The organism is uncultured Roseibium sp. (assembly GCF_963675095.2).
GTDB lineage: Bacteria > Pseudomonadota > Alphaproteobacteria > Rhizobiales > Stappiaceae > Roseibium.
This window is the reverse complement of the sequence record NZ_CAXXSJ010000037.1, coordinates 56,495-73,571: the sequence shown is the minus strand read 5'-3', so window position 1 is coordinate 73,571 and position 17,077 is coordinate 56,495. Positions and strand designations below refer to the sequence as shown.

The following is a 17,077-nucleotide window of genomic DNA, read 5'->3' as shown; positions in this document are numbered from 1 at the left end:
AACAGAAACGGTTGGTTTGCGATGAGCTTTCGGGGCAATAAAGATTTTCATGCAGGCAATGCGCGGATCGCCGTCATCGGCTCCGGTATTTCCGGTCTTTCCGCCGCCTGGCTGCTGTCGCAGACAAAAGACGTCACGCTCTTTGAGGCCGAAGCCCGGGCAGGCGGCCATTCCAACACGGTCGATGTCGAAACCATTACCGGCAAGACCCCGGTCGACACCGGTTTCATCGTCTACAACGACAAGAATTACCCGAACCTCGTCGCGCTGTTTGATCATCTCGGCGTGCCGACGGAAGCCTCCGACATGTCCTTTTCCGCTTCGCTGGACGGCGGCCGGTTCGAATATTCCGGTTCCGGCCTCTCAGGGCTGCTGAGCCAGCGAACCAATGCGATCAGTCCGCGGTTCTGGTCGATGATGGGCGGTATCCTGCGGTTCTATCGCGAAGCCCCAGAGGCTCTGAACCGCCGCGATATTGCGACCCTTTCGCTTGGAGACTTCCTGGACCGGGAAGGCTACAGCCGCACCTTTATCGAGGACCATCTGTTGCCCATGGGCGCGGCAATCTGGTCGACCACCGCCAGCGAGATGCGCGCCTATCCGCTTGAGGCTTTCATCAGGTTCTTTGCCAATCACGGGCTCCTGCTTCTCAAGGACCGGCCGCAGTGGCGGACCGTCACCGGCGGCAGCCGCGCCTACGTCAAACGCCTTCTCGGCGCCTTCAGCGGAACCCTGCGTTTCGGCTCGCCCGTTGTCGAAATCCGCCGCGACGATCTCGGCGTGACGATCACCTGCGCCAACGGACAGTCGGACCGGTTTTCCCAGGTCGTGATCGCCGCCCATGCGGACCAGGCGCTTCACCTGCTTGCCGATCCGGATGCTGAAGAGCAAACCCTGTTGGGCAGCTTCGGCTACACGGAAAACACCGCCGTCCTGCATTCCGATCCCGGACTGATGCCGAAGCGAAAGGGAGCGTGGGCGAGCTGGAACTACATCGGCGAAAAACGCGGCAATGGCAAAGAGCAGCTGTGCGTGACCTACTGGATGAACCGGCTCCAGAACCTGCAGACCGACCTGCCGCTGTTCGTGACGCTGAACCCGAGCCGGGAAATCGACGCCCGGAACATCCATCGCACCTTCGACTACACCCACCCGCTCTTCGACGGCAACGCGATGGCGGCGCAGGCAAGCCTCTGGCAATTGCAGGGTCGCCGCCGGACATGGTTCTGCGGCGCCTATTTCGGCAGCGGTTTTCATGAGGACGGGCTGCAATCCGGTCTGGCGGTCGCGGAAGAGCTTGGCGGCATGAAGCGTCCGTGGTCTCTTGAAAACCCGTCGGACCGCATCGTCGTGCCGGAGAACAGGATCGCCGCCGAATGACGCTCACATCCGCCCTTTATGCCGGCGAGGTGTTTCACAACCGCCTCCGTCCCAAGGCCCACAAGCTCCGCTACCGCGTCTTTTCCCTGCTTCTCGATCTCGACGAACTTGAGAGGCTCGACCGGCAACTGAAGCTGTTCGGCCATAACCGTCGGGCCGTCTTCAGTTTTCATGACGCCGACCACGGCTCCGGGGACCGAAACGGCTTGAAGGACTGGGTGCGGGACCAGCTGGAAAGCGCCGGCCTGTGGAGCCCGGGAATGCGTATTAGCGTGCTCTGCTACCCGCGCATCTTCGGTTACGTCTTCAATCCGCTGACCGTTTATTTCTGCCGCACAGCCGAGGGAGACCTGCGCGCCATCCTTTACGAGGTCAGCAACACGTTTCATGAGCGGCATACCTACGTGATCCCCGCCGGTGCAGGGCGCGACGGCCAGTTTCGACACGAGTGCGCCAAGGAAATGTACGTCTCCCCCTTCATCCCGATGGACTGCCGCTACCGGTTCCGTATCGCGCCGCCTTCTGAGCGGGTCCTGATTGCGATCAACGAGGCCGATACCGACGGCCCGCTCCTTCATGCGTCCTTTTCCGGCCGCCGGCGGCGCTTGAGCGATCGCACCCTCCTCAAGGCGCTCGCAACCTATCCACTCATGACCCTGAAAATCATGGGCGCGATTCATTTCGAGGCCTTGCGGTTGTGGCTCAAGGGGATCTCGGTTTACCGTCATAAGGCGGCAACCCGTCCCATCGACACCACCGTCGTCGCGGGCCACCGCCTGGGGGAGAACTGATATGAGTGAGATCGACCAGTCCGCAGCCCTGATCGCCGAGCAAAAGCCGCCCCTCTGGCAACGCATGATCTGCCGCTGGGCGCAGCGGATTTCCCGCGGGCGGCTGACCCTCGTTTTCGCCGATGGACGGGAGTTTCAGGTCGAAGGCCCCGAGCCCGGCCCGTCGGCCATGCTGAAACTCAACACCGCAGGCGCCTTCTGGAAGGTCCTCGGCGGTGGCAGCCTCGGCTTTGCCCGCGCCCATATGGATGGCGACATCGACAGCCCAGACATGCTTGCGTTCCTGGAACTGGCGCTCGTCAACGAGGACCAGCTTCAGGGCGCAATGCGCGCGCCGGCCTTCGGCCGGTGGTTTGCGCGCCTGCGGCATCTCCTGAACAGCAACACCCGGGCCGGCAGCAAGCGCAACATCGCCTTCCACTACGATCTCGGCAACAACTTCTATCGCCATTGGCTCGACGGCACGATGACCTATTCCTCCGCCCTATATGAGCGGCAGGACATGTCCCTGGAAGAGGCACAGGCTGCCAAATACGACCGCATCATCGCAACGCTTGGCATAGGTCCCGATGACCACGTGCTGGAGATTGGCTGCGGCTGGGGCGGTTTCGCCGAACATGCCATCCGGAAAACCGGTTGCCGCGTCACCGGCCTGACCCTGTCGACCGAGCAGGCGGATTACGCCCGCAGGCGGCTGGCGCTGGCGGGACTATCCGCACTGGCAGAGATCCGCCTTGAAGACTACCGCGATGTGGAAGGCAGTTTCAGCAAGGTCGTCTCGATCGAGATGTTCGAAGCTGTCGGCGAAGAGAACTGGCCGGTCTATTTTGAGCGGGTTCGCGACCTGCTCGCAAACGGCGGCAAGGCCTCGATCCAGGTCATCACCATCGATGAAAGCCAGTTCCGGGACTATCGCCGCGGTGCCGATTTCATCCAGACCTATATCTTTCCCGGCGGCTTCCTGCCATCGGTAACGGTATTTGAAGAAAGCGCCACGAAAGGCGGCCTTCAGGTCGCGGACAGGCTGCGTTTCGGCCCGGATTACGGGCGCACGCTTCTCGCCTGGGATCGTGTCTTTTCCGACAATTGGTCGAAGATCCGTCCCCTCGGCTTTGACGACCGCTTCTACCGGATGTGGCGTTATTATCTGCACTACTGCGCCGCCGGATTCCGCTCGGGCCGGCTGGACGTCGTGCAGTTCACACTTGCTCGATAGCCTTAAACACGATCCGCGCGCAGCATCTTTTTCGTAACGGCGAAGAAGAGCGGATAGGGCAGCAACCGAAGCAGCTTGAGCAGGTAGACCATGCGCTTCGGGAAGGCGATCTCGAACCGTCTGGACTGCAGTCCCCGCACGATCCGTCCCGCCGCATCTTCCGCCGAAATCATGAACGGCATGGGAAAGTCGTTTTGATCGGTCAGCGGCGTTTGCACGAAGCCCGGATTGATCACGCTGACGGCGATCCCCTTTTCCTTCAGCTCCGGATAGATCGCTTCCGCGAGCGTGATCAACGCCGACTTGGTCGCCCCGTAGACACCTCCGCCAGGAAGACCCGCATAACCGGACACCGAGGCAATGATGGCCACATGCCCGCTGCGGCGTGGCACCATCCGGCCCAGAACCGCATCCAGGCAATGACTGGTCCCCATCAGATTGACGTCGACCGTTTTCGCCACAAGGTCCGCCGCGAACCGTCCCGGTTCATCGCGCCGGTAGATCCCCGCGGCAAAGACGGCGAGATCGACAGGACCCATGGTCTCTTCGATTTCGCCAAGCGTCCGGCCGACGGATTCGCCATCGCGGATATCGACCGGATACGCTCGAACCGAACCACCGGCCTCGGTCGCGAGCCGATCTAGCGCCGTTTCGTTCCGCGCGCTAGCCGCGACAAGGTATCCGGCATCGGCAAGCTTTAAGGCGACTGCCGCGCCGATACCCGAACTGGCACCGACGACCCAGGCCCGCTTTTGTTGACCGTCCATTGCATGCGCCCCTTCTCCTACGGGGCGCTAGGCCCACGCGGGATAATCTGAGATCCATCTGTAATACGGATCCGGGGAGCCTGCGGATCAGTGCAGGGCGAAGGTACTCAGGCCATTCTAGAGACGGGCCACATGTTCGAACAGCAGGGCGACGGCTTCCGCGCCCGGATCGTTGTGCCCCATCAGTTGCTCCGCATTCAGATAGGACGCCCGGCCCGCATTGGCCTTGGCAAGCGTTGCCGTGTGATCGGCGCCCTTGCGGGCGGCGGTCGCCGCAGCAGCGAACCCGTCGCCCAGGGCATCCAATGCGGGTTGAAGCGCATCGATCATGGTCCGGTCACCCGGCTTGGCGCCGCCGATCTGCTGCATCCGGTCCAGACCGGCCTTGAGCGCGTCCCGCATCTGCAGGCCGGACGACGACGCATCGCCGGCGGCAGCAAAGAAGATCGCCAGCAGCACACCGGAGGACCCACCCATGGTCTGGCTCAGTTCCTGCCCGATCGCCCGGAACAGCTGCGTGAAATCGGCCAGCGGCAGGCTATCCATCGATGCAATCAGCGCTCGGGAGGCATTCGCCAGGGTCGATCCGGTATCGCCATCGCCGGATTTCGCATCCAGCGCATTGAGATCCGCTTCGGCTGAAATCAGAAGCTCGCAACAGGAAGTCAGGAACGCCCGTGTCGGCTCGTGCGGCGACGGCATCGCCTTGATCGGCGCCAGACCATCGGGAAGCGGCAGCACCCTGGTTTCTTCAAGCGCCACACATCCCGGCCAGCCCGACACGGGGGTCGGCTCCGACAAAAGCTTGGCATCTCCATCGCCCAGTTCCAGCAGCGACACGGAAAAGCCGTGCATGTCGAGAGACGTCATCATCGACGCCGGTCCCACCATCCACTTGATCTGGGAACCGATGGACGACTGCATCAGTTCGTTGGCAAGAAGCCCCATTTCCAGGACCGAGGCCGCACCGAGGTTGTTCACGAGAGCGACGTGGGGCTTGTCGGACATTGCGACCCGCAGCTTTTCCACGACCGCATCCATGGCCTGCCTGGCATCGACGAAGGCCACCTGCTCAAAACCCGCTTCCCCGTGGATGCCGAGCCCGAGTTCAGCCTTGCCCTGAGGAATGCGGTGTTCCTTCGGCGAGCCGGGCACCGTGCAGGTATCCAGCGACATGCCGATGCTCTTGATGCTGCCGATCACGCGCCGCGCCGTGTCGGCAACGGTTTCAAGGGCCGCGCCGCTTTCGGCCAGGGCACCGGCAATCTTGTGCACGAACAGGGTTCCGGCCACACCGCGCGCCTGGGGCAGGTCCGGCAAGGCGACATCGTCGTCGACAACCACCATGTCGACCTTGTGACCGAAGGCACGTGCCCGTTCCGCCGCCAGCCCGAAGTTCAGGCGGTCGCCGGTGTAGTTCTTCACGATCAGCAGGCATCCGGCCGGCCCGGTGACCGCGAGGATGGCAGCCAGAACCGCATCGACGGAAGGGGACGCGAACACATCACCGCACACGGCCGCCGTCAGCATGCCCTTGCCGACGAAGCCCACATGGGCCGGTTCATGACCGGAACCGCCGCCGGAGACGAGCGCGACCTTAGACTTTGTCCAGTCGCTGCGCACCACGACGCGGATGTGCGGATAACCGTCCAGGCGGGCGAGCGTTCCGCCGGCCGCGGTGATCGCGCCATCAATGGCTTCGGTGACGAGGTCTTCTTTCTTGTTCATGAAATGCGTCATGTGGCCCTCCCTCAGGCGAGTCTTGCGCCAGAGGCGTCAAAATAAAGCGGGTTTCTCGGCTGGATCTTCACCATGTCGCCATGGGTCAGCGTCGTGTGCGCATCCGTTACCGTCACGAGATCATGGTTCTTGAAAACCAGGTGCAGACGGGTCTGGTCACCCAGGTGCTCCACCCGGTTGACGAAGCTCTCCTCGCCTTCGCCCTGGGCAATGTGCTCCGGACGCAGGCCGATGGAAGCGGCCCTTGTCGGAGCCCCGGCGAAGAGGTCCGCGGGCAGGATGTTGATCCGCGGCTGACCGAGACGGCTGGCGGCATAGACGCTGACCGGGTTTTCGTAGACCTCGCGCGGCGTGCCGAACTGCACCAGCCGGCCCTGGTCCAGAACCCCGATCTGGGTCGCCATGGTCATGGCCTCGATCTGGTCATGGGTGACGTAAAGCAGCGTCGCCCCGGAGTTGGCCTGGATGTTCTTCAGTTCCACCCGCAGGTCCGCCCGCAACTTGGCATCCAGAGAACTCAGCGGCTCGTCCATCAGGTAGACGGACGGGTTTCGCACCAACGCCCGGCCGATGGAGACCCGCTGCATCTCTCCGCCGGAAAGCGCCGTCGCCTTGTTGTCCAGCTTGTGGGAGATCTGCAGGATCTCCGCGACCTCGGCCACCTTGCGGTCGATCTCCGCCTGCGGTGTCCGCAGCATCGGTGACTTCAAGGGAAATTCCAGGTTTTCCCGCACGTTCATATGCGGATAGAGCGAATACTGCTGGAACACCATCGCGACATTGCGATGAGCCGGCGTCAGGCCGGCCATGGAATGGCCGCCGATCGACACGGACCCCGAATCCGGAGTGTCCAGCCCCGACACCATGCGCAGGAGCGTGGTCTTCCCCGCCCCCGTCGGCCCGAGCAGGACAACGAAGGACCCGTCCGGTACGGTCATGGTGACGTCGTCGAGGGCGACCGTCGATCCGAAGCTTTTGGAGATCCCGGAAAGCCTGACTTCAGCCATGGTGAAGGACCTCCTCGTTCGCGGTCGAAAGCAACGCCTTTCCGGTGGTCGCATCGAAGACCGTCAGCTTGCGCGCATCGAGATCCACGCCGGTCTGTTCGCCGACGCGAACCGGCCGGTCGGACGGAATGCGGGCCTTCAACACGCCGTTCGCCGTTTCCAGTGTCACGATCTGGGTGGTGCCGAGATATTCTTGCGCGATGACCTCTCCGCGATAGGCGGCTTCGTCGTTCAGCGCCACATGTTCCGGGCGCACGCCGAGGGTCAAAGCCCCTTGCGCGCCCGTCAGTTGCTCCGGCACCTCGAACTGAGCTTCGCCGAGGTGCACGCGGGTCGCGCCGTTGGCCACCGTGCCGTCGAAATCGAGAAAATTCATCGGCGGAGAGCCGATGAACTCGGCCACAAATTTGGTGGCCGGCCAGTCGTAGATCTGCTGCGGCACGCCGAACTGCTCGATGACGCCGTGGTTCATGACCACGATCTTGTCGCCCATCTGCATGGCCTCAAGCTGGTCATGGGTGACATAGACCGTGGTCGCGCCCATGCGGTCGTGAAGCGCGCGCAGCTCTTCGGCCATGTGTTCGCGGAACTCCGCATCGAGCGCGCCTAAGGGCTCGTCCATGAAGAAGGCCTTGGGCTCTCGCACAATGGCCCGGCCGAGCGCAACCCGCTGCCGGTCGCCGCCCGACAGGCCGCCGACCGGGCGATCGAGCAGATCCTCGATCCTGAGGATCTTCGCGACCTCCGCCACCTTCTCCTTCACCCGCGCCCGGGGCATGCCCTGACTGATCAGCGGATAGCTGATGTTTTTGCGCACGTTCATATGCGGATAGAGCGCAAACATCTGGAAGACGAAGGCGATGTCGCGCTGGCTCGCGCGCTTCTGGCTGACCTCCTCGTCGTCGATATAAATGTGTCCGCTGGTCGGCAGTTCGAGCCCGGCCATCATCCGCAGGGTCGTCGTCTTGCCGCAGCCGGAGGGCCCGAGCAGCATGAAGAACTCGCCGTCCTCGATCGTGAACGAGGACGATTTCACGGCGGTGAACGACCCGAATTCCTTGCGCAGATGTTCAATCCTGATCTGGGCCATCAACTACTCCGGGAAATGGCTGACGATGATGAACATCACCGTTCCGACCAAAGTGACAATGAAGGAATAGGTGTAGAGCCACAGCGCGAAGGGCTGCATCAGCATGAAGACCCCGAGCGCGATCAGCACGGTGGCGACCATTTCCCACGGCCCCCGGCGCAGCCGCGACAAGTCGGTAAGCAGCGTTTTCATTTCCGGACAGCTCCGAAGGTGATCCCGCGCAACAGATGTTTGCGCAGAAGGACGGTGAAGACCATGACCGGCACGAGGAACAAGGTGGCGCCGGCGGCGACCGCGGGCCAGTCCTTGCCCACGCCGATGATGGTCGGAATGAAGGGCGGTGCCGTCTGGGCCGTTCCCGAGGTCAGCAGGACGGCAAAGGCATATTCGTTCCAGGAGAAGATCAGGCAGAAGATCGCAGTCGACGCGATCCCGGTCGCCGCCTGCGGCAGCACCACCTTGTAGAAGGCCTGGAACCGGGTGTAGCCATCGATCAGGGCCGCTTCCTCGTACTCGATGGGAATTTCATCGATGAACCCCTTCAACAGCCAGACGGAAAGCGACAGGTTGACCGCCGTATAAAGCAGGATCATGCCCAAATGGGTATCCGACAGGCCGAGCTGGCGGAACATCAGGAAGATCGGGATTGCCACCGCGATCGGCGGCATCATCCGGGTGGACAGGATGAAGAACATCAGGTCGTCCTTCAGCGGCACCTTGAAGCGGGAGAAACCGTAGGCGGCGAGCGTGCCTAAGAACACCGACAGGAAGGTCGAACCGAAACCGATGATGACCGAGTTGAGGAACCGCTCGCCGTATCGGCTCGGGCCGGAGATCACCATGTCGTACTGGCGGACGATCTTGTCGTACCAGGTTTGCGGCGGGCCCATGTCCTTCAGGGCTTCCGGCGACATCCTGGTCCGGGTGGTGAACAGGTTGACGTAGCCTTCCAAAGTCGGCTCGAACACCACCTTGGGCGGATAGGCGATGGCATCGTTCGGCGACTTGAACCCGGTCGCGATGATCCACAAGAGCGGCAGCAGGGTCAGGACCGCATAGCCTACGACCAGAACGCCGGCGATCCACTTCTGCCGCAGCGACGGCTGGGTAACGGAAAAGCTCATCGTTCCTTCACCTTGTTCAACGCCTTGACGTAGATTGAGGCCAGACCGAACACGGTCACGAACAGGATCACCGCGTAGGCGCTGGCATACCCGGTGCGCCACTTCTCGAAGGCTTCCCGCTTCAGATTGATGGAGGTCAACTCGGTGATACTGCCGGGACCGCCGCCGGTAAGCTGCACGACCAGATCGAACATCTTGAAGTTCTCGATACCCCGGAACAGGACCGCCAGCATCAGGAACGGCAGGGCCATCGGGATGGTGATGGTCCAGAACTGGCGCCATTTGCTCGCCCTGTCGCATTCGGCCGCTTCATAGATGGACTCCGGGATCGACCTGAGCCCGGCCAGGCAGATCAGCATGACGAACGGGGTCCACATCCAGGTATCGACGATGATGATCGCCCACGGCGCCAGCGCCACATCGCCGATCATGGAAAACGACGACGGATCCGCGCCGGTCAGAAAGCCGATGAAATAATTGAACAGGCCGATTTGCGGCTGGTAGAGGAACGTCCAGAAATTTCCGACCACTGCCGGGCTCAACATCATCGGCAGCACGATGATCGTGGTCCAGAGATCGTTGCCCTTGAACTTCTTGTTGATCAGATAGGCCAGCGTGAAGCCGATCAGAACCTCAAGCACCAGCGTCCAGAAGACGAAATGCGCGGTCGCCTGCATGGCGTTCCAGATGTCCGGATCGGTCAGGATCCGTTCGTAATTCCTCAGGCCCAGCCATTTCAGCTCGGCGCCGGTGCGATTGGCGCGGTAGTTCGTCAGACTGAGCCGGATTGTCCAGATCAGCGGAAAGATATTGATCGCCAGCAGGAGCACGATCGTCGGCGCGATGAACGCCCAGCTCACCAGTCGGTCGCTCACGCCCCGGATGGCGCGCACAGGGGCGCCCGGCGGAGCAGATGGGGCCCGCGCAGTGGTCTTGTCCGTCATGGGTTCTCGATCCGAAAGGAAATTGGCCGGGAGCATCGGGCGGGACATGACCCGCCCCGCCCGAGAGGCGAGCTTAGAGCTTGCCGTCGTCTTCGAAGGTTTCGGTCCAGTCGCGCACCAGCCCGTCGAGGGCTTCCTGTGCCGTGCCGTTGCCGGCAACCACATAGTCGTGGAAGCGCTTCTGGGTGTCCTGCAGAAGCGTGGCGTAGCTCGGCTCGGCCCAGAAGTCCTTCACGACCGCCATGGAGTCCAGGAATGTCTGCGCATAAGGCTGGCTTTCCGGGAAATCGGGGGCAAGCGTCACCGCCTTAAGGCAGGAAAAGCCGCCCATTTCCCACCACTTCGCCTGAACCTCCGGCTTTGCGAACCACTTGATGTAGTCGAGCGCGGCATCCTTCTTGTCCGAATAGGCCACGACGGAAATCCCCTGCCCGCCAAGCTGCGCGAACTGCTTGCCGTCCGGGCCCTTCGGATTGACGAAATAGCCGGTCTTGCCGTGTCCGACATTGGCGTCGTTTTCGAACCCCGGCCATGTGAAGGCAAAGTTCATCTGCATGGCGACCTGGCCGGACTTGAAGGCATCGATGCCCTCGCTCATGTAGCCGTTGGACGAGCCCGGAGGCGTGCAGCAATCGTAGAGCGCCTTGTAGTATTCAAGGCCTGCAACGGCGCCTGCCGAATTGACGAAGCCCTCCATATCATAAGCCTTGTCCGGGTTCTCATAGAGGAAGCCGAAGCTGTAGAGCACGTCCATCGCGCCCATGGTGATGCCTTCCGATCCGCGCTCGGTGTAGATGGAGGCGCCATAGACCGTCTTGCCGTCGATGTCCCGACCCTGGAAGAACTCGGCGATGTCCTTGAGTTCCGCGAAGGTCTTCGGCGCGGCAAGGGCGTAGCCGTATTTTTCCTTGAATTCGGCCTGCAGTTCCGGCCGTTCGAACCAGTCCTTGCGGTAGGTCCAGCCGACCACGTCGCCGAACGCGGGTAGAGCCCAGTAGTTCGGTGAATTCTTCGGCCATTCGGAATAACCGGTCACGGTGGCATCGATGAAGTCGCTCATCTTGATGCCTTCCTTGTCGAAGAAATCATTGAGCTTCACGTAGTGGCCGTTTTCGGCCGAGCCGCCGATCCACTGGCTGTCGCCGATCATGAGGTCGCACAGCTTGCCGCCGGAGTTCAGTTCGTTCAGCATCCGGTCCGCGAAGTTCGGCCAGGGCACGAACTCGAAGCTCATCTTGTTGCCGCTCTGGGCCTCGTAATCCTTGCTGAGTTCGACCAGCGCGTTGGCCGGATCCCAGGATGCCCAGCACAAGGTCAGGTCTTCCGCCTGAGCCGCACTGGAAAAACCGCTCATGAGCAGACCGCAGGCACCTGCGGCCATCAGAAATCTGGATTTCATTTGATCAATCCTCCCTAGAACAGACCGGCCATACCCTCCCCGGCACGGCGGCTCCGTTGAAAGAAGACTAAATGAGACACGTGCCTCAAAACAAGCAAAAAATGACGCACGTGTCTCAATTTGTGCTATGGAAAGGTCAGGGAAACGGAAACAGGCCGCGATTCCGGCACCTTCCGAAGGAAAACAAGCAACTGATAAGATGAAGAAAAATTCATCCCAGGCCCTCAGTGACCCATTGGCCCGACCGACCACGAAAGACCTCGCAAAATTTGCGGGCGTGAGCCGGGCCACCGTAGATCGCGTGCTGAACGGACGCGAAGGCGTCAAGCAGAAGACCATTGACCGGGTCAACGCCGCCATCAAGGAACTGGGCTTCGTCCGCAACCTGTCGGCCGCAAATCTCGCCAAGAACAAGAGCTACCGGTTCGTCTTTGTCCTGCCGCGCTCAGGCGACTTGTTTCACGAGGAAATCGTGCGTCATATCGACGAGGCGAACAGCATTCTGGTCAACGACATGGTCACCACCTACGTCGAGCACCTGAACGAGAACGACCCGCATGGAATTGCCGGCTACCTCGGCACCCTGACCACCGATACGGTCGACGGCGTTGCGATCATGGCGCCGGAAACGCCCCAGGTGCGCGATGCGATCCACCGCCTGCAGGAGCGCGGCGTCCAGACCCTGCCCTTTATTTCCAACCAGACCGGCACCGGCGACGACTGGGTCGGCATCGACAACAACGCCGCCGGCGCGACCGCGGCCACCCTGCTCGGCCGGTTCGTTCGTGCGGCAACCGGAAGCATCCTCATTGTTTCGGAAACCATGCAGTCGCGCGACAGCCTGGAACGCCGGCTCGGGTTCGACCGGATCATCAATTCGCAGTTTCCCCATCTTCACGCGCTGCCGTCGCTGGAGACCTACGGCTATCCCGACCGCGCCCGCACCATCATCACCGCAGCCCTGAAAAGACCGGACATTGTCGCGGCCTATATCCTGTCGTCGGAGGCACGGGTCCCGCTAACCGTCCTGGATGAGATCCAGTTGCCGCAGCACATCGTGACCATCGCCCACGAGCGGACGCCCTATACCGAGGCCGCATTGAAAAGCGGCCTGCTGGACGCCCTGATCACCCAGGATCCCGGCCATCTTGCGAGAAGTGCCATCCGCAAGCTGAAAGCCATGACCGATCAGCGCAGCACGCTGGTCTCACAGGAGAAGATCCGGGTGGAAATCCTTCTGGCCACCAATCTTTGACCTGACCTGAAACCGCTGCTCAGGCTTCGGCGGCCCCGGGGTCGCCTGCCATCAGGCGAAGCGGGCGGTAGATCATGACGACCTCGCCATTCTGATTGCGGACGGTGTTGATCGTGCGGACAAGACCGCGCGTTCCCTTGCTTTCGGCCCGCACCTCAACCACCTCGATCTCCAACTCGATCGTATCGCCGGCGAATACCGGTCGCTTGATGTCCATCTCCATACCGAGGAAAGCGAGACCGGTTTCCTGCGCGGTCGCGTTCAATGCCAGGCCCTCGGCGATCGACAGGACCAGTGCGCCGGGACAGACCTCGCCACGCATCGCGGCATGGTCTCGTGCATAGTCCGCGTTGGTGAAAAGCACCTCAACCATCCCGGCCAAGCCGACGAATAGGGACCGGTCGGTGCTGGTAATCGTACGACCATAGGTCCGAAAGCGCTCGCCGGGGGTCAGTTCCTGCCAATAAAAGCCACGGCCGAGAAGACGAGGTTCGCTTGCCACTTTTGTGTTCCTTGCTTTTCGATTTTGTCAGACGCCGGCGGCGGAAAGGCCGGTGGCCGCATTTGCTGGCCCTGCGGTCTTCGTCCCCGCCATTTGCGGCACAGTCACGCCCCCCGCTTCCAGCGCGGCAATGCGCGCCTCATCGTAGCCGAGTTCTCCGAGAACCTCGCGGGTATGTTCCCCGAGGCGCGGCGGCACGCGATGGAGCCCCGCAGGCGTCTGGCCGAAGATCGTCGGCACGGCCGTGGTGCGCAACCGTCCCTCGCTGGGATGGTCATAGTCGATGAAGAAGCCGGTGGCCTGGAAATGCGGGTCGTCGAAAAGCGCATCAATCGACTTGACCGGCACGCTCGGCACGTCGGCTTCCTCGAGCAAGCGGATCCAGTCGTCGGTCGATTTCGTCGCGACCAGCTCGGCGATAAGGGCGTAAAGCTCGCCGATATGACGGCTACGCTTGCCCATGTCGGTCACACGGGTATCTTCAGCGAGATCCGGCCGGCCGGCTGCGTGGAAGAAACGCTGCCAATGGCCGGTATTGTAGGGCATGACAGCAATGAAACCGTCGAGCGTCGCATACGGGCGGCGATGAGCCGCCAGGACGCGGTCATAGCCAAGCGCTGCATCCCCCGGCTGAAAGACGCCGGCTGCAAGATGCTCCACCAGGAGGCAGGAGGTCACCGACTCCAGCATCGGCACCTCGACCTCCTGTCCCTGGCCGGTACGGGCTTGGTGAAACAGTGCCGCCATCACCGCATAGGCCGCTGTCATCCCCGTCATCTTGTCAGCGATGACAGTCGGTGCGTAACGCGGATCGCCGCCGGCGCGCGAGCTGAGTTCGGCCAGGCCGGACAGGCTCTGGATAACATCGTCGTAAGCCGGTTTGTCTCCATAGGGCCCGGTGCTCCGGAACCCCCAGGCGTTGCAATAGACGAGACGCGGGTTCAGCCCGGACAGTGCCTCATAGTCGAGACCCAGGCGGCGGATCGCCTTGGGCCGCATGCTGTGCAGGAAAACGTCGGCGTCGGCGACGAGATCGCGCAAAACGTCACGCGCCTCTTCCTGCTTCAGGTCGAGAACCATGCTGCGCTTGTTGCGATTGGTGTTCAGGAAAACCGCGCCCATGCCCGGATTCCGCGCCGGCTCGATGTGACGCAGGATATCGCCGTCCGGGGCCTCGATCTTGATGACGTCGGCGCCAAGATCGCCGAGGATCATTGTGGCGTAGGGTCCCAGCACGACCGAGCTGAGATCAAGGACTCGAACGCCCCGCAACGGCCCTTCCGGCTTCGCGATCTGCCCGGTTTGCATGAACGGCTTATCTCCCGAAATATGTGTCATTGAACGAACCCCGACCCATGCGGGAATTCCTTAGCGCATGTGCGACGGCAGCCAGAGGCTGATGTCCGGCACAGCGACCAGCAATAGAAGCAGAACGAGCTCCATCAGCAGGAAAGGCATAACACCTTTGAACGCCTCCCCGAGCGGCACGCCGGTGACCGAGGAGGTGACATAGACGTTGAGCCCCAGCGGCGGCGTCACGAGTCCGATTTCGACCGTCTTCGTGATGATGATGCCGTACCAGATACCATCGAAGCCGAGTGAGGAGACGATCGGAAAGGTCAGCGGCACGGTCAGGACGAGGATCGCGATCTGGTCGAGGAAACAGCCGAGGAACAGATAGATACCGATCAGCATGGCAAGGATCACCCAGGGCGGCAGCTCCGACACCGTCGCGGCCGTAACGAGTTTCTGGGGAAGCTGCGTGTAGGTCATGAAGAAACCGAAGACCATCGCGCCGAGGATGATCATCATGATCATCATGTAGGTCCTGAGCGTGTTCTCCATGGCCCCGCGCATGCCTTCGCCGTTGATGCGGCGCAGGATGACGACGATGATGAGCGCAAAGAGCGAGCCGACCGCACCGATTTCGGTCGGCGTGGCGACACCGCCGTACAGGCTGCCGATGACAACGACGATCAACAGCATGACGGGCCAGACAGTGGTCAACGATTTCGTCGCTGTGCGGAGGTCGAAGCTCGGTGCGCGCGGCGCCAGATGGGGGTGGCGCAATGCCAGATAGACCATCACCACGATGTAGCCGAGCATGGTGAGAAGACCCGGGATCACACCGGCGATCAGAAGCTTGCCGATGCTCTGCTCGGTCATGATTCCATAGATCACCAGAATAACGCTCGGCGGGATCATAATCGCCAGTGTGCCCGAGATGGCGATGATGCCGGCTGCCAGGCGCGGGTGATACTTGAGCTGCTTCATGTTGGGGAAGGCAGCGGTCGACATGGTGGCGGCCGAAGCCGTGCTGGAACCGATGACCGCAGCCATCAGCGCGCTTGCCGCGACGCAGGCAATGCCGAGCCCGCCCGGAAGACGGCCGATCCAGCGGTAGCTCGCCACGACGATATCGCGGGCAATGCCGCTCGCGGACAGGTATTCCGACATCAGCACGAACATCGGCACCGTGAGCAGCAGATAGGACGATGAGTGTTCGAAAAAGCTGTCGGCCATCAGCGGCCCGACAATACCGGGGCCCATATGAGCGGCCAGCCCGAGCGCGCCCGACGTTGCCAGCGCAAATCCGATCGGCATGCCGCCGACAAGCAGCAGCAACAATCCGCCAATTCCAATGACAAGGCTCACCAGTTTGTCCTCTTTGTCAGGTTCGCGGCCGACACGGCGGCCCTTCCCAAATACGGATACACGGTTAGACCGCGTCCACTTCGTTCACGGGATCCGCAGTCGCGCGGAGAAGCGTCGCATGGGTCGGATCGACGATCACCAGAACCCCGTCGAACACGAGCCGCAAGGCCAGAAGGCCGCAGCCGATGGGCACCCAGATATGAGCGAGCCAGACCGGCCAATCGACAACGCCGAAGAACACCTCCGCATCCGACCAGGAGCGCAGAGCCTCCGCTGCGGAATAGAAGCAGATGACGGCCATGACGGCTGCGGCCAGCAAGAAATTGAAGCCGAACAGAAGGCCGCGCAGGCGCGGGCCCAGATAATCGTCGATGAGGCTGATGCGAATATGGGCGCCGCGGCGCACGCCCCAGGAGAGCGCGACAAGCGAAGTCATTCCCATCAGGTAGTGGCTCGTCAACTCATACTGGAACTGCAGCGGCGCGTTGAAGAAATATCGTCCGAGCGTATCGGCGGAGACCAGCAGCATGATCGCACCGAGACCGGCGATCCCGAACCAGACCGCGATATGCTCTAAACCGATCAGAACCCGATCGACGTGACGGAAACCCGCCGTGGGATAAGAGACTTGGGCTTCGGGATGATGCATGACGAGGTTCCTCCGACCGCGAAGGCAGCGGGCCGCCCTGCCAGGAAGGCGGCCCGGGATGCGTTGCGGCTTATTCGCCCATTGCTTTCTTGAACTCGGTAAGGACCGCCTCGGCCGGCAGGCCTCGTGCGGCAATGCGCTTGACCCAGTCCTGTTCCGCTTCGGCAAGCGCGGCATCGATGACTTTCATCGTTTCCGGCGGGAAGTCATAGATCTCGATGCCTTCCTTGGCAAATTCCTCGAGGTTCTTGCCAACGCTCTCGTCGACATAGGCGGACAGATGCTTCACCGTGTCGTCACCGGCCCGAATGAAGGCTTTCTGGATTTCCGGCGACAGGCTGTCGAATGTCGCCTTGTTTACCGCGATGGAGAAGACAAAGGTGCCGAATGAGCCGTTGCGGCTGAGTGACTTGGACAGTTCATTGACGCGATACGGCTTGATGCTGTTGACGGAGAAGAGCGTGCCGTCAACGATGCCGCGTTCCATCGCCACGTACATGTCCGGCGCCGGCATGGCGACCGGGATCGCACCGAGACGCTCAAGCGTCAGGTTCATGG

Annotated in this window: 17 protein-coding genes; 4 read left to right on the top strand and 13 right to left on the bottom strand. The window is 61.9% G+C overall.

The window, feature by feature from the left end:
- Positions 1-21 precede the first annotated feature (21 nt).
- The 3 genes from ABIN98_RS14675 to ABIN98_RS14665 are packed head-to-tail and all read left to right on the top strand — an operon-like array spanning position 22 to position 3,387.
- A complete protein-coding gene (locus ABIN98_RS14675; protein ID WP_346911091.1) occupies positions 22-1,380 on the top strand; it encodes an FAD-dependent oxidoreductase in 1,359 nt (452 codons plus the stop codon).
- Positions 1,377-2,171 carry a DUF1365 family protein gene (locus ABIN98_RS14670; protein WP_346911089.1) on the top strand — a complete coding sequence of 265 codons (795 nt, stop codon included), beginning with the start codon at positions 1,377-1,379 and terminating at the stop codon, positions 2,169-2,171. Before ABIN98_RS14675 ends, ABIN98_RS14670 begins: the two co-directional genes overlap by 4 nt.
- Before the next feature lies 1 nt (position 2,172).
- Entirely contained in the window at positions 2,173-3,387 is a 1,215-nt protein-coding gene (locus ABIN98_RS14665; RefSeq protein ID WP_346911087.1) for a cyclopropane-fatty-acyl-phospholipid synthase family protein, read from the top strand.
- A 2-nt stretch (positions 3,388-3,389) separates the two neighbouring features.
- Here the strand turns inward: ABIN98_RS14665 and ABIN98_RS14660 are convergent, their stop codons facing one another.
- The 8 genes from ABIN98_RS14660 to ABIN98_RS14625 all read right to left on the bottom strand — a co-directional run bounded on the left by ABIN98_RS14660 (position 3,390) and on the right by ABIN98_RS14625 (position 11,458).
- Positions 3,390-4,154, bottom strand: a complete 765-nt coding sequence (locus ABIN98_RS14660) for an SDR family NAD(P)-dependent oxidoreductase (protein ID WP_346911086.1) — start codon at positions 4,152-4,154, stop codon at positions 3,390-3,392.
- 117 nt (positions 4,155-4,271) lie between these two features.
- Complete coding sequence (locus tag ABIN98_RS14655) at positions 4,272-5,894, bottom strand: dihydroxyacetone kinase subunit DhaK (protein WP_346911084.1); 1,623 nt, start codon at positions 5,892-5,894, stop codon at positions 4,272-4,274.
- Positions 5,895-5,905: 11 nt separating this feature from the next.
- Positions 5,906-6,901, bottom strand: coding sequence for an ABC transporter ATP-binding protein (locus ABIN98_RS14650; protein ID WP_346911082.1), 996 nt, complete (start codon positions 6,899-6,901; stop codon positions 5,906-5,908).
- Positions 6,894-7,991: an ABC transporter ATP-binding protein gene (locus ABIN98_RS14645; protein WP_346911080.1), complete on the bottom strand. Its 1,098-nt coding sequence runs from the start codon at positions 7,989-7,991 to the stop codon at positions 6,894-6,896. The genes ABIN98_RS14650 and ABIN98_RS14645 overlap by 8 nt, the downstream gene beginning before the upstream one ends.
- A 3-nt stretch (positions 7,992-7,994) precedes the next feature.
- On the bottom strand, positions 7,995-8,183 hold the full coding sequence (locus ABIN98_RS14640) for a hypothetical protein (protein WP_346911078.1): 189 nt from the start codon (positions 8,181-8,183) through the stop codon (positions 7,995-7,997).
- Positions 8,180-9,115 (bottom strand): carbohydrate ABC transporter permease, encoded by a 936-nt coding sequence (locus ABIN98_RS14635; RefSeq protein ID WP_346911076.1) that lies wholly within the window; start codon positions 9,113-9,115, stop codon positions 8,180-8,182. The genes ABIN98_RS14640 and ABIN98_RS14635 overlap by 4 nt, the downstream gene beginning before the upstream one ends.
- Positions 9,112-10,059: a sugar ABC transporter permease gene (locus ABIN98_RS14630; protein WP_346911072.1), complete on the bottom strand. Its 948-nt coding sequence runs from the start codon at positions 10,057-10,059 to the stop codon at positions 9,112-9,114. The genes ABIN98_RS14635 and ABIN98_RS14630 overlap by 4 nt, the downstream gene beginning before the upstream one ends.
- A gap of 73 nt (positions 10,060-10,132) precedes the next feature.
- Positions 10,133-11,458, bottom strand: a complete 1,326-nt coding sequence (locus tag ABIN98_RS14625; protein ID WP_346911070.1) for an ABC transporter substrate-binding protein — start codon at positions 11,456-11,458, stop codon at positions 10,133-10,135.
- A 199-nt stretch (positions 11,459-11,657) separates the two neighbouring features.
- Here ABIN98_RS14625 and ABIN98_RS14620 point away from each other — a divergent pair, with 199 nt between their 5' ends.
- Positions 11,658-12,713: a LacI family DNA-binding transcriptional regulator gene (locus ABIN98_RS14620; protein WP_346911068.1), complete on the top strand. Its 1,056-nt coding sequence runs from the start codon at positions 11,658-11,660 to the stop codon at positions 12,711-12,713.
- 19 nt (positions 12,714-12,732) lie between these two features.
- Here ABIN98_RS14620 and ABIN98_RS14615 read toward each other — a convergent pair whose 3' ends face one another.
- The 5 genes from ABIN98_RS14615 to ABIN98_RS14595 form a co-directional block, all read right to left on the bottom strand.
- On the bottom strand, positions 12,733-13,215 hold the full coding sequence (locus tag ABIN98_RS14615) for a MaoC/PaaZ C-terminal domain-containing protein (protein WP_346911066.1): 483 nt from the start codon (positions 13,213-13,215) through the stop codon (positions 12,733-12,735).
- A gap of 27 nt (positions 13,216-13,242) precedes the next feature.
- A complete protein-coding gene (locus ABIN98_RS14610; RefSeq protein WP_346911064.1) occupies positions 13,243-14,523 on the bottom strand; it encodes a CoA transferase in 1,281 nt (426 codons plus the stop codon).
- Positions 14,524-14,583: 60 nt separating this feature from the next.
- Entirely contained in the window at positions 14,584-15,870 is a 1,287-nt protein-coding gene (locus ABIN98_RS14605; RefSeq protein WP_346911062.1) for a TRAP transporter large permease, read from the bottom strand.
- 64 nt (positions 15,871-15,934) lie between these two features.
- Positions 15,935-16,519, bottom strand: coding sequence for a TRAP transporter small permease (locus ABIN98_RS14600; RefSeq protein WP_346911060.1), 585 nt, complete (start codon positions 16,517-16,519; stop codon positions 15,935-15,937).
- 70 nt (positions 16,520-16,589) lie between these two features.
- Positions 16,590-17,075, bottom strand: a complete 486-nt coding sequence (locus ABIN98_RS14595) for a hypothetical protein (RefSeq protein WP_346911058.1) — start codon at positions 17,073-17,075, stop codon at positions 16,590-16,592.
- Positions 17,076-17,077: the final 2 nt, after the last annotated feature.

What these genes read in the sequence shown, in the direction of transcription:
- ABIN98_RS14675 (WP_346911091.1), top strand. Translation starts at nt 22, where the DNA reads ATGAGCTTTCGGGGCAATAAAGATTTTCATGCAGGCAATGCGCGGATC.
- ABIN98_RS14670 (WP_346911089.1), top strand. Translation starts at nt 1,377, where the DNA reads ATGACGCTCACATCCGCCCTTTATGCCGGCGAGGTGTTTCACAACCGC.
- ABIN98_RS14665 (WP_346911087.1), top strand. Translation starts at nt 2,173, where the DNA reads ATGAGTGAGATCGACCAGTCCGCAGCCCTGATCGCCGAGCAAAAGCCG.
- ABIN98_RS14660 (WP_346911086.1), bottom strand. Translation starts at nt 4,154, where the DNA reads ATGGACGGTCAACAAAAGCGGGCCTGGGTCGTCGGTGCCAGTTCGGGT.
- ABIN98_RS14655 (WP_346911084.1), bottom strand. Translation starts at nt 5,894, where the DNA reads ATGACGCATTTCATGAACAAGAAAGAAGACCTCGTCACCGAAGCCATT.
- ABIN98_RS14650 (WP_346911082.1), bottom strand. Translation starts at nt 6,901, where the DNA reads ATGGCTGAAGTCAGGCTTTCCGGGATCTCCAAAAGCTTCGGATCGACG.
- ABIN98_RS14645 (WP_346911080.1), bottom strand. Translation starts at nt 7,991, where the DNA reads ATGGCCCAGATCAGGATTGAACATCTGCGCAAGGAATTCGGGTCGTTC.
- ABIN98_RS14640 (WP_346911078.1), bottom strand. Translation starts at nt 8,183, where the DNA reads ATGAAAACGCTGCTTACCGACTTGTCGCGGCTGCGCCGGGGGCCGTGG.
- ABIN98_RS14635 (WP_346911076.1), bottom strand. Translation starts at nt 9,115, where the DNA reads ATGAGCTTTTCCGTTACCCAGCCGTCGCTGCGGCAGAAGTGGATCGCC.
- ABIN98_RS14630 (WP_346911072.1), bottom strand. Translation starts at nt 10,059, where the DNA reads ATGACGGACAAGACCACTGCGCGGGCCCCATCTGCTCCGCCGGGCGCC.
- ABIN98_RS14625 (WP_346911070.1), bottom strand. Translation starts at nt 11,458, where the DNA reads ATGAAATCCAGATTTCTGATGGCCGCAGGTGCCTGCGGTCTGCTCATG.
- ABIN98_RS14620 (WP_346911068.1), top strand. Translation starts at nt 11,658, where the DNA reads ATGAAGAAAAATTCATCCCAGGCCCTCAGTGACCCATTGGCCCGACCG.
- ABIN98_RS14610 (WP_346911064.1), bottom strand. Translation starts at nt 14,523, where the DNA reads ATGCAAACCGGGCAGATCGCGAAGCCGGAAGGGCCGTTGCGGGGCGTT.
- ABIN98_RS14600 (WP_346911060.1), bottom strand. Translation starts at nt 16,519, where the DNA reads ATGCATCATCCCGAAGCCCAAGTCTCTTATCCCACGGCGGGTTTCCGT.
- ABIN98_RS14595 (WP_346911058.1), bottom strand. Translation starts at nt 17,075, where the DNA reads ATGAACCTGACGCTTGAGCGTCTCGGTGCGATCCCGGTCGCCATGCCG.